Origin of the sequence: Gemella sp. 20925_1_85, from assembly GCF_041433735.1 — a bacterium.
Taxonomy (GTDB): Bacteria; Bacillota; Bacilli; order Staphylococcales; family Gemellaceae; genus Gemella.
Genome location: NZ_JAPWCC010000023.1, coordinates 16,455 through 31,747, shown reverse-complemented (window position 1 = coordinate 31,747; position 15,293 = coordinate 16,455). Strand labels below are relative to the sequence as shown.

Below are 15,293 nucleotides of genomic sequence, written 5' to 3'. Positions count from 1 at the left end.
CCAAAACATCAATATGTTCATTGATATTTTGGTCGTTTTGTCAACAATCTGGCTTGATTAAATATTTTAATCAAGTCATTTTTTTAAAAAAATTTTGCTTGCTTAGTATTTTAATATATAATATAATAGAAAAGATAATTTTTAATAATCTTATTGATTATTTAAGATAAGGAGAAAGCAGTGGAGAATAAAAAATATTCTATAAGAAAAGTGTCAGCTGGAATAATCAGTATTGTTATAGGAATTAGCACAATGAATATAGGCGTGGCTAATGCACAAGAGTCTGATAATAAGGTTGTTATAAATGAAAAAGGAGTTATTCCAGATGTCGAACCAATTCCGCCAGAGAATGTAATAGAAGAGCCGATAAGGAAACCACCTGTTAAACCAACAGAGAAGCCGACAGAAAAACCACCCGTTAAACCAACAGAAAAGCCGTCGGAAAAACCAACAGAGAAGCCGACAGAAAAACCGTTGGAAAAGCCAACAGAGAAGCCTTTGGAAAAACCAATAGGAAAGCCGTCGGAGAAACCATCCGAGAAGCCATCAAAAAAACCAGCTTCTAGAATGGAAACTAGAAATGATGTATTAGTTGCGAATTTATCTGGTCGTGAGATAAAGGTTTCTTTTAAAAAAGATAGTATCTCTGTAGAAAAATTGTTTGTGGAACCATTAAATGATAATGATTTAAACAAGACTATCAAGAATAAACTAGGTAGCGACTATAAAATTATTGAAACATTTGAGATTCATTTTGAGAAAGATTATAAAAAAGTAGATAGTAATATAGAGAGAACTGTAACAGTTGCAGTTGTAAAAAAAGAAAATACTGATTTAGAAGTTTATCATATATCTGATGAAAATAATCTTGAAAAAATAGCTAGTAGATATAATGCGGGAGAGTTGCAATTTGATATAAATCATTTTAGTAAATTTACTATAGTAGAACGTATAAAAATAGGAACGAAGGATTTAGAGGAAAGAGCTCAAATAGTAATTCTTGAAAAGATTGAAAATAAAGAAAAAGAAGATGATGAATTACCTAAAACAAAGAGTATTAAAGATGAGAAACAATTAAAAATACTTCCTAAGACGGGTATATCTGGAAATTCATCTATTTTTGTAGGATTTATTTTAATAATTGTAGCTAGTATTATAAGAAAAAGAAAAATTATAAATAAATAAATAAACATAAAAAACATATGGATATCATACTGCATTATGCAGTTGGTATCCATTTTTTGTGTTTCCAGGTTAAATTTATATGCCTATTGTTATTAATAAGATTTTAGCACATTGATGATAAGAATAATTTTCTAAATAGCTGTAATCATGACAGTTTATTAAAACAAGGTATTATTATTTTTATGAGAAAAATACAAAAACATTAATTTTAAAAGTAGTAAATCGTAAAGATAACTATTTACAAAACAAAGTAAACGTGTTATAATAAATCGAAATTATTACGAATTATATTGCTAAGGAGAATATATATGAATAAAAAAAATATGATTATTACTGGTGCCTGTGGCTCATTAGTAATTGGGCTATCAGTATTTTCTGGATATGAATATGGAAAGTTTCATGAATATGAAACTGCACCACTAGTGCAAAATACAGCACAAGCAAAAAAAATTAATTACTCTGACAAAGTTAGCTCAGTAGTTGTAAGTGAAATTACTGAAGATGGTTATGTTACACTTCATGGTGATCATAGCCATTATGAAAAAGGATTAGTACCTTATAACGCTAAAATTCTTGATTCATTAGTTTATAAAAACAAAGACTATAAACTAAAAAATGAAGATATTCAGTACGAACTCGCAGAAGGTTATGTTATAAAAGTCAACGGTAAATATTACTACTATCCTAAAGAAGGTATTACTCAAAATAATGTTGTTGACGAAAGTACTGGAAAAGAAATTTCAGCACACGCACATCACCATCATCACCATGGAGAATCTAGCGAATCTAAAGGAAGTGGAGATAACTACACATTTAATCCAAAAGATATCGTAAGCGAGACTCAAGATGGTTACGTAGTTCGCCATGGAGATCACTTCCACTATATTAAGAAAAGTGAATTATCAAGTTCACAATTATCACAAGCAAAAGAATCTGGAGTTAATCCTTCTTTATCTTCATCAGCGGCAGGAGTAACAACTCCAACGAGTGATGGATATATTTTTAAAGGTGAAAGTGATATTATAGGAAGAAACAGTTTTGGCTTTATAGTTCAACACGGTAATCACCAACATATAATTCCATATTCTCAATTAAGAGGAACACAATGGGAATATTTATTAAATAATCAAGGAACTACAACTAATAACACTAATACAACAGTAGTAAACACTCCAAAAACTAATATAGTAAATGACAATCATCATGAACATTCATCAGAACATGGAGATAATTATAAATTTGACCCAAAAGATATCGTTAGTGAAGATGAAAATGGATATACTGTTCGCCATGGAGATCATTTCCACTATATTCCAAAGAATAAAGTAGAGAAACCTGCTGAAACAGTTAAACCAACTCCGGCTATTCCAACTCCAACCCTACCAGAAGTGAATAAAGTAGAGAAACCTACTGAAACAGTTAAACCAACTCCGGCCATTCCAACTCCAACCCTACCAGAAGTGAATAAAGTAGAGAAACCTGCTGAAGTTGTCAAACCAGCTCCAGCTATTCCAACTCCAACCTTACCAGAAGTGAATAAAGTAGAAAAACCTACTGAAGCTGTCAAACCATCACCAGTTATTCCTACTCCATCTTTACCTGAGGTTAAAAATGAAGAGAAACCAAAAGTAGAAGAGCCAGTTGTAAGACCTAGCATTTTATCATTTGCTGGTGTTCAATTTGAGACTAGCGATGGATTCAAAATGTCTGAAGATAGTTTGAAAACACCAACTTCAACAGGAATTCTTGTAGCTCATAGTGGACATCAACACTTTGTATTTTACAGACAATTAGTTAATTCTAAGTGGGAAAAACTTATTCCATATCAGTATCTTAACCAAGCTAAAGAAGAGTACACCATGTTAGAAAAAGAAGTTAATGAGAAGATTAATTATCTTTCTAAAAAACATAGTATAGGTAAAGAAAAGTTCAGTTATGTGAGTACTTCTAATGGAGATGCAATATCTTATGATGGAAAAATAGAATTGTTAAAAGATATTAATGTTAATGAAAAAATAGAAAATAATAATAATTCAGAAAGTAATACTACTTCTAATGTTGAGGGAAATAATCAAGAAAACATTAGTGAAGAAAAAGAAATTGAAGAAAAAATCGATTATGTTGCTAAACAATTAAATATAGATAAAAGTTCTATAAAAGTAATTGAAACAGCAGAAGGTAAGGCACTGGTATATCCACATGGAGATCATAGTCATACTATATTGGTAAAAGACATAGATAAATCAAAACCTTTGGCAGATCCACATAGTAATTCGGGAGCAGAGACACTGAAAAAATTAGGATTTGATGATGACATTATCCATGATATTCAACACGCATCAGCAGACACTGATTTTCCTGCACACGAGACAAATGTAGAGAAAATGAAAGAGTGGTTAAAAACTGTTAAGTATCTAAACATAGGTCAAAATAAAGATCCACTTAAAAGAAATGGACTGGATCTTATGCCAAATATTGAAGTTCTAGGTATTGGATATACTTCTATCGATGACATTACACCTGTTTATAAATTCAAAAAATTGAAACAATTATACGTATCAAGAACAGGTATTAAAGATTATTCATTTATAAAAAATATTCCTACATTAGAAGGGATAGATTTCTCTGAAAATGATATACAAGATATTTCATTCTTAAAAGATTATCCAAATTTAAAATTAGTATCTGCTGCAGGAAATAATATTGAAAATATTGATGTACTAAAAAATCTTACTAACTTAGAGTCGTTGAACTTAGACAATAATAAGATTAAAGATATTTCAGCTCTAAAAGATTTAAATCACTTAAAAGCAGTTAGTCTTGAAAATAATAATATTACAAAATTAGATGCATTGAGTAACAAAAATGAATTAGAACGTTTATTCTTATCTAACAACAGTGGGTTAGAATTGTCGACCTTAAAAAATGATAATTTAGAACAGCTGACGGTGAATAATACTAATATAAGGGACTTGAGTGCTGTTTCAAATTTACCGAAGTTGAAAAAAATAGTGGCAAATGATAATAAAATAACAACATTATCTCATTTGAAAAATGCTAAAGTTTTAGAAAGTGTAGAAGTTAATAATAATAAGATTGATAGTTTAGATTTTGAGAATAGTACAATTACAAGTCTAGAAATTAAAAATAATAAATTAGAAGAGATTAATAACATTAATAAACTATCTGCACTTGAAAATTTAGATGCTAGTGGAAATAAAATTAGTGAGTTTCCATCTAATAAACAAGATAAATTAATTAATCTAACAGTTAATAACAATGTTATTAGATCAATGGAAAATGTAAATAATCTTACAGCGCTAAAATACTTAACAATGTCAAATAACTATGTATCTACATTAGCATTAAAAGAAAAAAATAAAACTTTAGAATACTTAGATATAAGTCATAATACTGTTTCAAAAGAAGAGTTAGAAATTCCAAGTGGCGGGAATATTCCAAAAGGAATAATGAGTAATTTTGAAAAAGTCGAAGGTGGAGACATAAAAGAAAATTATACTTTATCTGCAGACTATATTACAGAACAGGCAGAAAAACTACAGGAAGAGATATTAAAACTTAAAGATGAGAAAAAATTAGCTCCAGAAGTAGCGGATGAATTAAAACAAAAAGCTCGTATTATCTATCTTGATATGTCTTACAGTGTAGATCAAAGCAGAAATAAACAGATTGATTTAGAAAAACAATTGAGTGCAATAAGAAAACAAGTTAAAGACAATCTAGTTACTCCAACTGCTGAGGATGCGAATAAAGAACCTTCAGTAACGGAGCCGTCTAATAGTGAGGCAAATCACGATTCAGAAACACATAATCATACTGAAACTGAAGAACATGATTTTGTATTCGATGTGAATAATATTGTTAGTGAAGAAGGAGATGGCTATATTGTAAAACATGGTGATCATAATCACTTCGTTAAAAAATCTGATTTATCAGCTAAACAACTAGAAGAAGCAAAAGAATTTTTGGCTAAGAAAGGTGAAGAAACAATAACTGAAGATAAAGCAACATTAGACAGCAAGAAAAATTACATTTCTCTATTCTATGGTATAAATGTCAGTGACATTTCAGTCGAGAATAACACGTTAGTATTTAACTATAACGGAGCAGTTAAACGTATTGCGCTTAGTGATATAACTGTTCCAACGATGAGTTCAGATTTAGAAGGAGATTTTGAAAAAGAAATAACAGCATTGGCAAGCAGTATGAATACAACAGTTGAACATATTCAGGTGCAAGATGGACAAATGATAGTAAATCATGGTGATCACAACCATTATTATCCAATTAAGAGTCCTGGATGGAGATTATATAATCAAAACAAAATACCTTATATAGATATTCCTAAAGTAAATGGGAATATTGATGAAGCTGTAGTCAATAGTAGGTTAACAGAATTAGAAAATAAAGCCCAGACTGTACTTGCAAATAATCCGGCTAAATTAAGAAAAGTACTAAATTGGTTGAATAACTTTAGGGACGTTAGTTTAGCCTGGCATGTTACAGCAACAGAAGGTTATTTACAAGCATTAGATAAGTTTGAAAAAACTCAGATAGATATATAGTCTATATTGTATCGTAATAAGTAGTGAATTGAGAGGAGAGAACCTTAATTCACTACTTTTTATACTTTGATAGAATAAAAAATGCCAAGAGAGGATTGTTAGACTCTCTTGGCATTTATCATGAAAAGAAAAACTATATTTTAATAGGATAGAAAACTAGTCTCTTTCAATTTTAGTGATTCCACGCATATATGGACGAAGAACTTCTGGTACTGTGATAGAACCATCTTCATTTTGATAGTTTTCGATTATAGCAGCTAGACAGCGTCCTACCGCTAAACCAGAACCGTTTAATGTGTGAAGGAATTCAACTTTTCCAGTATCTTCACGTTTGAAACGCATGTTTGCACGACGCGCTTGGAAATCTGTACAGTTTGAACAAGAACTGATTTCTTTATAAGCGTTATAACTTGGTAACCAAACTTCGATATCGTAAGTTTTAGCACTAGAGAATCCTGTATCTCCAGAACATAGAGTAATTACACGATATGGTAAGTTTAATTTTTTAAGGATATTTTCAGCATGTCCAGTCATAATTTCTAATTGTTCATATGAATTTTCAGGTTTAGCAAAACGTACCATTTCAACTTTGTTGAATTGGTGAAGACGGATTAATCCACGAGTATCACGACCAGCACTTCCTGCTTCAGATCTGAAACAGATACTGAATGCTGTAACTCCTTTTGGTAACATGTCTTCAGTTAAGATTTCTCCATTGTAGTAGTTTGTTAATGGAACTTCTGCTGTTGGAATAAGAGTTAATCCCTCAGATTCTACTGTATATACATCTTCAACGAATTTAGGGAATTGACCTGTACCAAATAGAGCAGTTCTATTAACTAATTGAGGTACCATAAATTCTTCGTATCCATGTTCAACAACGTGAGTATCAATCATAAAGTTGATTAATGCACGTTCAAGAAGTGCTCCAGCTTTTTTGTAGTATACGAATCTACTTCCAGAGATTTTTGCTGCACGTTCGAAATCAGCAATATCTAATTCTTCAACTAAATCCCAGTGGGCTTTTGGTTCGAAGTCAAATTCTCTTACTTGACCAATACGACGAACTTCGATATTCTCATCTTCGTTTTCTCCGATAGGAGTCTCATCAGAGATAAGGTTAGGGATTCTAATAATTTTTTCGTTAATTTCTTCAGCGATTTGTTTAACTTCAATATCACGAGTTGTAATTTCATCAGAAACGTGTTTCATATCTGCGATTACATCTGAAGCATCTTCACGTTTTCTTTTTAAGATAGCAATCTCTTCACTTTTTTTGTTACGAAGTGCTTTTAAATCTTCTACTTGAACAAGTAGCTCACGACGTTTTTTATCTAAGTCGATAAGTAGGTCAACTACATCTGTTTCTAAGTTTCTTGCTGCTAATTTTTCTTTTACCATTTCAGGATTTGCTCTGAATAATTTAATATCTAACATAATTATATGCTCCTTCTAATTATTTTATTTTGATTGAATTTTTACAAGTAAAATAAAAAATCCCTTACGTCAAAGACGCAAGGGACGATTAATTTCTATACCGTGGTTCCACCCAAATTCAATCTAAAAGATTCTTGAAATTTAATTTGATATTATTTATAGTAGAATTTTAAAATAAACAATAAGCACTTTCAGCATTTGTACTCTCTCTGGGAATGTTTTTAGATTAAAACATGTCTATAATCAAATTTTATATATTTATTTAACCTAATTTTACTCTATTTCTATCTTTTTTGTCAAGTCTTTTTAGATTATTTCTCTTCTGATTAGTTGTTGGTTGTTTCTTCTTTCGCCGTAGTGCTGTTAGAAGTATCTTCTTTTGTTGTTGTGTTGTTAGAAGTTTCTTCTTTTCCTGTGTTATTTTTTGGCTCTACTGTAGTTGTATTATTATTGCTATTAGAAACTTCGTTTTCTGAGTTAAGAGTCGTACTATTTTCGTTTTCTGTTGAAGCTTCTTTTGGTTTAGCGCTTGCTAATAATGCAGCAAGTAATCTATCGATATCATTAATTAATATCGTTTCAGCTTTTCCACCAAGTGTGAAGTTCACCGCTTTTCCATATGGTGTTTCAATAACATTTAATGAATCTGGAGAAAGTTTAAAGATTCCTGCAAGTAAGTTTACTTTTGCAGTTTCTTCAGGAGTAAGTTCTACTTTTTTATTATCTGTCGTATTATTTTCTTCTTTAGGCTTACTTACTTCATTGTTTGGTTGATTTCCAGAGTTACTGTCATTATTTGTGTTATTATCTTTTTCTTCTTCTGGTTTTACTTCAGTTGTTGGAGTAGTAGATTCAGTTTTTTCGGTTGTTTTATTTGCATATTTTTCAAAATCTGCTTTGTCATATTTGGCATTAGAGAATTCGATTGGGAATGATGGATCGTTAGCTTCTTTAGCGAATTGATCAGCTGAAGATCGAAGTGTTGCACCATCACTGTCAGTTTCATTTAATTTATTATATTTTTCACCGAATTCAACTTTTGAACTTTCGTTGTGTTCTAGTGCATAGTGAAGAGCATTTTTCGCATTAATAAGTCTCGTTACAAGTGTTCTCATCGGTGTTCTAGTGATGAATGCTTGAGATTCATAAGAATCTTTTACAAGTGAAGCAAGTTCTTCACGTAGTTGGTTATCGATCTTATCACTATCTATATTTTCTAAGAAATATTTGATGTAACTTACAGTTGTAATACTTTCACGATCTTCGAATTTTTGAAGTTCATCTAACATATGACTAACTTTGTTTAGTGTATTAGCATCTTTATTTGAGCTAGCTTCATTTAACTCATTAGTTAAGTCAGTTTTTGAAAGTCCATATTTTTCAATATCAGCATCTTTGATTCTATTTAGTAGAGTATTATATTTTTTAACTAATTCATCATTTTTAGTAGTATCCGCGTTAGCTTCTTCTTGGATGTATTTTTTGTCAAAATTATTTAACATTTCCAGATATCCGTTAGTAGAGTTAGTTGGCAATTCTTCTATTGTTGCACGTAATTGATCAAGTGCACGATTTACACGGTTTGCTTGTTTTTTATCGCTGCTGTGTTTAGCAAGGTTATTAGCTTTAAGTTCCTCGATACGCTTGAATACAGCTTCTTTATCGAAATCTCCCGCAACATAGTTTCCTGTGATATTAGGAATTCTATTTTTGTAGTAGATGTCTGCTCCTTTAGATAAAATTTTAACAAAGTGATCATGATCTCCATGAGGAATTACAAATTTATCACCGTCACGTTTGATTTTATCTGCAGGAATACCTGTACGTTTTGATAAAGCAAGTAATTCATTTTCAAAATCCACTTCATCATCACCTGTAACCTCTGGAATATGGAATTTTTCACGAGGGATTAGATATGGGTGAATATGTGTTGGATCGTAAGCGTGAGCTGGTTCATTGAATACGAAGAAATCTTTTGTTACTTTAACAGCTTCTTTTGGTACTCCGTAAACTTCAGCAATATAATTAATTTGTTTTTGGATCTCTTCAGTTATTGTAACATCAGTTTCATCAATATGAATTGCATTTAATAATACAGTGTGACTATGATCACCATGAGGGTAAGTTAATGCTTGACCATTTTCAGTTTCCACTAATTTAATAAGTTTAGGATCAATTCCTAGTATTTTAGCTAGGTGATTAATTTTTTTAGTTACTTCCTCAGAATAATTTTCTTTATTTTCTTTTTCTGTATTATTTTCTACTTTGTTGTTTTCTGCTGGCTTTTCAGTAGGTGCTTCGGTTACATCGCTAACATTAATATCATCTAATAATGTTGTTTTACCATCATAAGAAAGTGCATCTCCTTTTGCCGTAGAAACATATTTAATTGTATTTTTATCTATGTTATTTTTACTTGATAAGTAATTAACTTTTTCAGTTACTTTATCTTCTAATTCTTTATACTCTTTTTTAGCTTGTTCTAAATATTTTTCAGGAATTAATTTTTCAAATTTAGAATTTACTAGTTGTTTGTAGTATATAAAGTGTTGGTGTCCATTATGATCAACCACTAGTCCTAATGAAGTTGGAGTGCCAACAGTATTTTCGTTTAAAACAAATCCATCACTAGTCTTGAATTGAACACCAGCAAATGATAAAATGCTAGGTTTTACAACTGGCTCCTCTACTTTTGGTTTTTCTACATTTTTAACCTCAGGTAAAGAAGGAGTAGGAATAGCTGGAGTTGGTTTGGCAGCATCAGTAGGTTTCTCTACTTTATTCACTTCAGGTAAAGAAGGAGTAGGGATAACTGGAGCTGGTTTGACAGCATCAGTAGGTTTTTCTACTTTATTCACTTCAGGTAAGGTTGGAGTAGGAATAACTGGTGTAGGTTTGACTATCTCTATAATTTTTTCAACCTTAGGTAAAGAAGGAGTAGGAATAGCTGGAGTTGGTTTAACTGTTTCAGCAGGTTTCTCTACTTTATTTTTTGGAATGTAGTGGAAGTGATCTCCGTGACGTACTGTATATCCATTTTCATCTTCACTTACTATATCTTTTGGATTAAATTTATAATCATCTCCATGATCTGCTGAATTGTCATGATGATTGTCATTTACTATATTAGTTTTTGGAGTATTTACTACTGTTGTATTAGTGTTATTACTTGTAGTTCCTTGATCATTTAATAAATATTCCCATTGTGTCCCTCTTAACTGTGAATATGGGATAATATGTTGGTGATTACCATGTTGAACTATAAAACCAAAACTGTTTCTACCTATAATATCACTTTCACCTTTGAAGATATAGCCATCACTCGTAGGAGTTGTTACTCCAGCTGTTGATGCTGCTAAAGAAGGATTAACTCCTGATTCTTTTGCTTGTGATAATTGTGAACTTGATAACTCACTTTTCTTAATATAGTGGAAGTGATCTCCATGGCGAACTACGTAACCATCTTGAGTCTCACTTACGATATCTTTTGGATTAAATGTGTAGTTATCTCCACTTCCTTTAGATTCACTAGATTCTCCATGGTGATGGTGGTGATGTGCATGTGCTGAAATTTCTTTTCCAGTACTTTCGTCAACAACATTATTTTGAGTAATACCTTCTTTTGGATAGTAGTAATATTTACCATTAACTTTTATTACATATCCCTCTGCAAGTTCATATTGAATATCTTCATTTTTTAGTTTATAGTCTTTATTTTTATAAACTAATGAATCAAGAATCTTAGCGTTGTAAGGTACTAATCCTTTTTCATAGTGGCTATGGTCACCATGAAGTGTAACATAACCATCTTCAGTAATTTCACTTACAACTACTGAGCTAACTTTGTCAGAGTAATTAATTTTTTTTGCTTGTGCTGTATTTTGTACTAGTGGTGCAGTTTCATAAGCCTGGTGTTTTCCGTATTCGTATCCTGCAAATGCAGATAATCCAATTACTAATGAACCGCATGCACCGGTAATAATCATTTTTTTCTTGTTCATTCTATTTTCTCCTTAATCATTCAATTCAAAACAATTCCGATTTATTATATCATGATTATTTACTGTTGTAAATAGTTATGTTTACGATTTGAATAAAAATATTATTCTCTAAATTTGTATATACTTAGTTATTTTAAAAATATAATAATTTTATGATATTTAGAATGCGAAATTATATTTTTTAATTAAAAGCTATGATATAATAAATAATAGTATAGTCAGAAAGGAGGATAAGTTATGACACAATTTGATTTTAAAAAGTTGGTTGATGCTGAGTATTTATTAAATAATAGAACAAATAACAATGTAGTTGTGATAGATGCCCGCGGGGGAATGCTTGAAGAAGGTTCTTTAATGTATGACAAAGCAATCGTTGTTGATTGGACTGATATAAGTTTACTTGGAGAGTTTGGTGGTGAAGAACTTGGAAAATTATTATCTAAAGAGAATTATCAACAAATTTTTTCTAAACTAGGAATTACCGATGAATCTGAAGTACTAGTATATGGTTTTACCATGCCTGAACAAGGATTTGGAGATGAAGCAAGAGTTCTGTATACATTTAGCTATGCAGGATTTGATAATGTTAAATTTGTCGATGGTGGATATAAACAAGTCGAAAAATTAGGATTTAATAAAAATTATGAACCATCAACTGACAGAATTGATGTTAGCGATGTAGTTCGTAGCGAAGCAACTCAAAATGATAAAGCTATTTATACAGACGAATTATTATCAAGAATAGGTAATACAGATGTTCAAATTATTGATACTAGATTAGAAGTTGAATATAATGGTCGTGTAATTTATGGAGAGAATAAATCAGGTCACGTTCCTGGTGCAATTTCACTTCCATTTAATACGTTAGTTGATAATAATGGATTCTTAAAATCTAGAGAAGAATTAGAAAAATATGTAGTTGACAAAGGTTTGGATAAAAATAAACTACAGATTACTTATTGTACTACTGGAGTTCGTGCTTCGTACGTTGCGGTAATATTAGAAGAGTTAGGTTTTAAAGTGCGAAACTATGAACCTTCATTTGCAAGATACGCTAATGTCGGAGAAGTAGTATTAGATTAAAATAATAAGGAGAAATATTATAGAAAATGAATGATATGACAGGATATCTATTTTGGGGATTTTTAATTGTTTATGGAGTGGTAATGTTTTTATTATCACCTAAGAAGGTAACAGAAGCAGGATTCTTTAGAGGTGACGGTAACAGAGGTGAAAAGCCTACTGAAATGATGCTTATGTTAAGTATTTTTATAAGTTGGATTTTTGCTAAATCTGTAACTAACGCTGCAAACTTAGGTGCTCAATATGGATTTGTAGGTGGATTGGCTTATGCAACATATTGGCTTTGTATTCCTATTTGTGGTTTAGCAATTTATAGATTAAGAACAAAGTACCAAGCAAAAGGATTAGTAAGTTTCTTAACTTCTAATTATGGAAAAGCGGCTTCTGTTGCATTTTCAGCTGCAATACTTATTCGTTTATTTAATGAAGTATGGAGTAATACTTCTGTAGTAGGTGGGTATTATGGAAAAGCAGGTAGTAAAGAGTTTATTATCTCTGCAATTCTATTTACTGCTATTACTTTAGGGTATACTGTACTTGGTGGATTAAGAAGTTCAATCGTAACTGATGTTATCCAAGCTGTTATTTTTATATTCTTTGTTGGTTGGGTAGTAACATTAATTTTACCACAGCATAACATTAGTGATTTTGTAACATCAGGAAATTGGGCGATGAACGCAGGTGTAGATATGTTACTTGTAACAATTCTACAATTATTTAGTTACCCATTCCACGATCCAGTATTAACAGATAGAGGATTTATCGCTAGTGAGAAGACTATGCTTCGTGCATTTTTCGTATCTGGTATTTTAGGATTCTTCTCTATTTTAATCTTTAGTTTTATTGGAATTCATGCGAAGTTAATCGGAATGGAAGTAAGTAGTAACGTTCCAGCAGCTTTAGGTAAGACTTTAGGAGTCGTAGGGTATTTTGCTATGATAGTAGTAATGGTATCAGCAGCAGGTTCTACTCTTGACTCTACATTTGCAAGTTTAGGGAAGTTAACTGCTAAGGATTTACCAGAAATGTCTAATAGAGGATTAAAAGATCCTAAGAAAGTAGCTATTTTATTTATGATTGCATTTGCTATTATAGGTAATCTTCCAATGGTTATGGGAACAGATATTCTTAAAGCTACAACGATTAGTGGAACGATGGTAATTGGATTAGCACCGATTTTCTTACTACACGGTTTTGTTAAACCAACAAAATTAGGATTCCACTTAAGTTTTTGGATTGGAATTATTCTAGGAATATTATTAACTATTAATTTAATTCCTACAAGTTGGGCAATTGGTACAGGTAAGAATGCATTGCTTTTAGGAGTTAATTTATACGGATTAATTTTATGTACTATTGGTTATGTAGTGCCAGGAATGTTCGCAAAAAATAAATAAATATAATATAATAAAAGTAAAGATGATAAGTCTTTACTTTTATTTATTTTGGAGAGAGTTATATGGAAAAAGGTAGAAATTGTTCATTAGAGTATATTCTTAGGAAGAATTGGACAAAAAAAATTAAAAAATTGGAAGCAGAAGTAATCTATGTAGTTGGAGGGTTATATGGAAATAGTTATGCTTTAGAGATTATCAATGAAATGGCACAGGATGAAAATGCGAAAGTAGTTTTTAATGGTGATATGCATTGGTTTGATGTCGAAAAAGAAGATTTTTTAAAGGTTGAGGAGTTATCTAAAGATAGTATAAAACTTTTAGGAAATGTTGAATTTGAATTATTAAATAATACATCATCTTTAGGATGTGGTTGTAATTATCCTCAGGATGTTAGTGATGGAGTGGTAGAACGATCAAATATTATTCATAATATGATGAAAGAAAATATTAAAGGTGATGATATTCTTAATGATATAAAAGAACGTTCAAAAACCTTAGTTTTAGATTTTTCAGGTAAAAAGATTGCAATTACCCATGGTGATGAAAAAAGTATGTCAGGTTGGGAATGTTCAAATGATAATTTGAAATTAGAATCTAGAAAGAAAGAGCTAGATAGTTGGTTTGAAGAAAACAATATTGATATACTAGCAACAACACATACGTGCTTACCAGCAGTCTATGATAATGGTAGAAATATTGTTATTAATAATGGCGCAGCAGGAATGGCGAATATCCAGGGACAAACATTTGGTCTAATTACTAGAATAGCTAAAAGTAGCCATGAAAAAGCGATATATTCGGAATATAGAAATGGATTATATGTTGAATTGGTTAAAGTTGATTTTGATATAGAAAAATTCAGATTATGGTTTGAAGAAATATGGACAGATGATTCCCCGGCGAGTATTTCTTATAAAAGTCGTATAATTAATGGAACGTCATTAGAGATAGAAGATATTATTGTATAGGAGGAAAAATGATTAGAAAAGCAACGAAAGAAGATAATAAAGTAGTAGAAGGATTATTTGACTTTATTAAATCATTAGAGATAGATATCTTAAAAGATTATTCAGAAGAGAAGGTTTTAAAGATTTTAGAATATGTATTTTCATCTGAATATGACAGATTTAGTTATAAAAATTGTACGGTATATGAAATTGAAGGTGAGATTAAAGGATTCTCTTTCACATATCATTATGATGAAGTCAATAAAATGAAAGAGTTTTGGTATGGCGAAGTTGTAAGTAATTTTAATCTGAAGAAAGATTCGATGATTTTTGATTATGATGAAGTATTGGTTGGAGAATTCTATTTAGACACATTATTTGTTTTTTCTCATGCAAGAGGAGAAGGTATTGGTAATAAGCTCTTAACAGAATTTGTTAATAGTGGATATCATAAGTTAAGTTTAAATGTTGCTCAGTCAAATGATAGAGCGAGAAAATTATATGAAAGTTATGGATTCAAAAAAAATTGTGAAATCTTTATAGGGCATGAAAATTATGATCACTTGATAAGAAGGAAGTAGAGGATTAGTTTTTTGTTTTCAGAAAATTTAAGTTAATTTTAAAAATATATATTACCAAATTACTAAAATATGTGCT

At 30.7% G+C, this 15,293-nt stretch carries 8 protein-coding genes; 6 read left to right on the top strand and 2 right to left on the bottom strand.

The genetic code is table 11. From position 1 onward, the window contains the following. The first annotated feature begins 180 nt into the window (after positions 1–180). Positions 181–1,185, top strand: a complete 1,005-nt coding sequence (locus O3884_RS07285; protein WP_371452653.1) for a YSIRK-type signal peptide-containing protein — start codon at positions 181–183, stop codon at positions 1,183–1,185. Between the two features lie 308 nt (positions 1,186–1,493). Continuing rightward, entirely contained in the window at positions 1,494–5,771 is a 4,278-nt protein-coding gene (locus tag O3884_RS07280; RefSeq protein ID WP_371452652.1) for a pneumococcal-type histidine triad protein, read from the top strand. Between the two features lie 156 nt (positions 5,772–5,927). Here the strand turns inward: O3884_RS07280 and serS are convergent, their stop codons facing one another. Together serS and O3884_RS07270 are read right to left on the bottom strand one after the other, a co-directional pair. Next, entirely contained in the window at positions 5,928–7,208 is a 1,281-nt protein-coding gene (gene serS, locus O3884_RS07275; protein ID WP_371452651.1) for a serine--tRNA ligase, read from the bottom strand. Positions 7,209–7,534: 326 nt separating this feature from the next. Next, positions 7,535–11,209, bottom strand: coding sequence for a pneumococcal-type histidine triad protein (locus O3884_RS07270; RefSeq protein WP_371452650.1), 3,675 nt, complete (start codon positions 11,207–11,209; stop codon positions 7,535–7,537). Positions 11,210–11,446: 237 nt separating this feature from the next. Here O3884_RS07270 and O3884_RS07265 point away from each other — a divergent pair, with 237 nt between their 5' ends. The 4 genes from O3884_RS07265 to O3884_RS07250 all read left to right on the top strand — a co-directional run bounded on the left by O3884_RS07265 (position 11,447) and on the right by O3884_RS07250 (position 15,217). Further along, positions 11,447–12,292 carry a sulfurtransferase gene (locus O3884_RS07265; protein ID WP_371452649.1) on the top strand — a complete coding sequence of 282 codons (846 nt, stop codon included), beginning with the start codon at positions 11,447–11,449 and terminating at the stop codon, positions 12,290–12,292. Between the two features lie 26 nt (positions 12,293–12,318). Next, complete coding sequence (locus O3884_RS07260; RefSeq protein WP_371452648.1) at positions 12,319–13,689, top strand: sodium:solute symporter family transporter; 1,371 nt, start codon at positions 12,319–12,321, stop codon at positions 13,687–13,689. A 62-nt stretch (positions 13,690–13,751) separates the two neighbouring features. After that, entirely contained in the window at positions 13,752–14,657 is a 906-nt protein-coding gene (locus O3884_RS07255; protein ID WP_371452647.1) for a metallophosphoesterase family protein, read from the top strand. Positions 14,658–14,665: 8 nt separating this feature from the next. Then, positions 14,666–15,217: a GNAT family N-acetyltransferase gene (locus O3884_RS07250; protein ID WP_371452646.1), complete on the top strand. Its 552-nt coding sequence runs from the start codon at positions 14,666–14,668 to the stop codon at positions 15,215–15,217. The last annotated feature ends 76 nt before the right edge of the window (positions 15,218–15,293 follow it).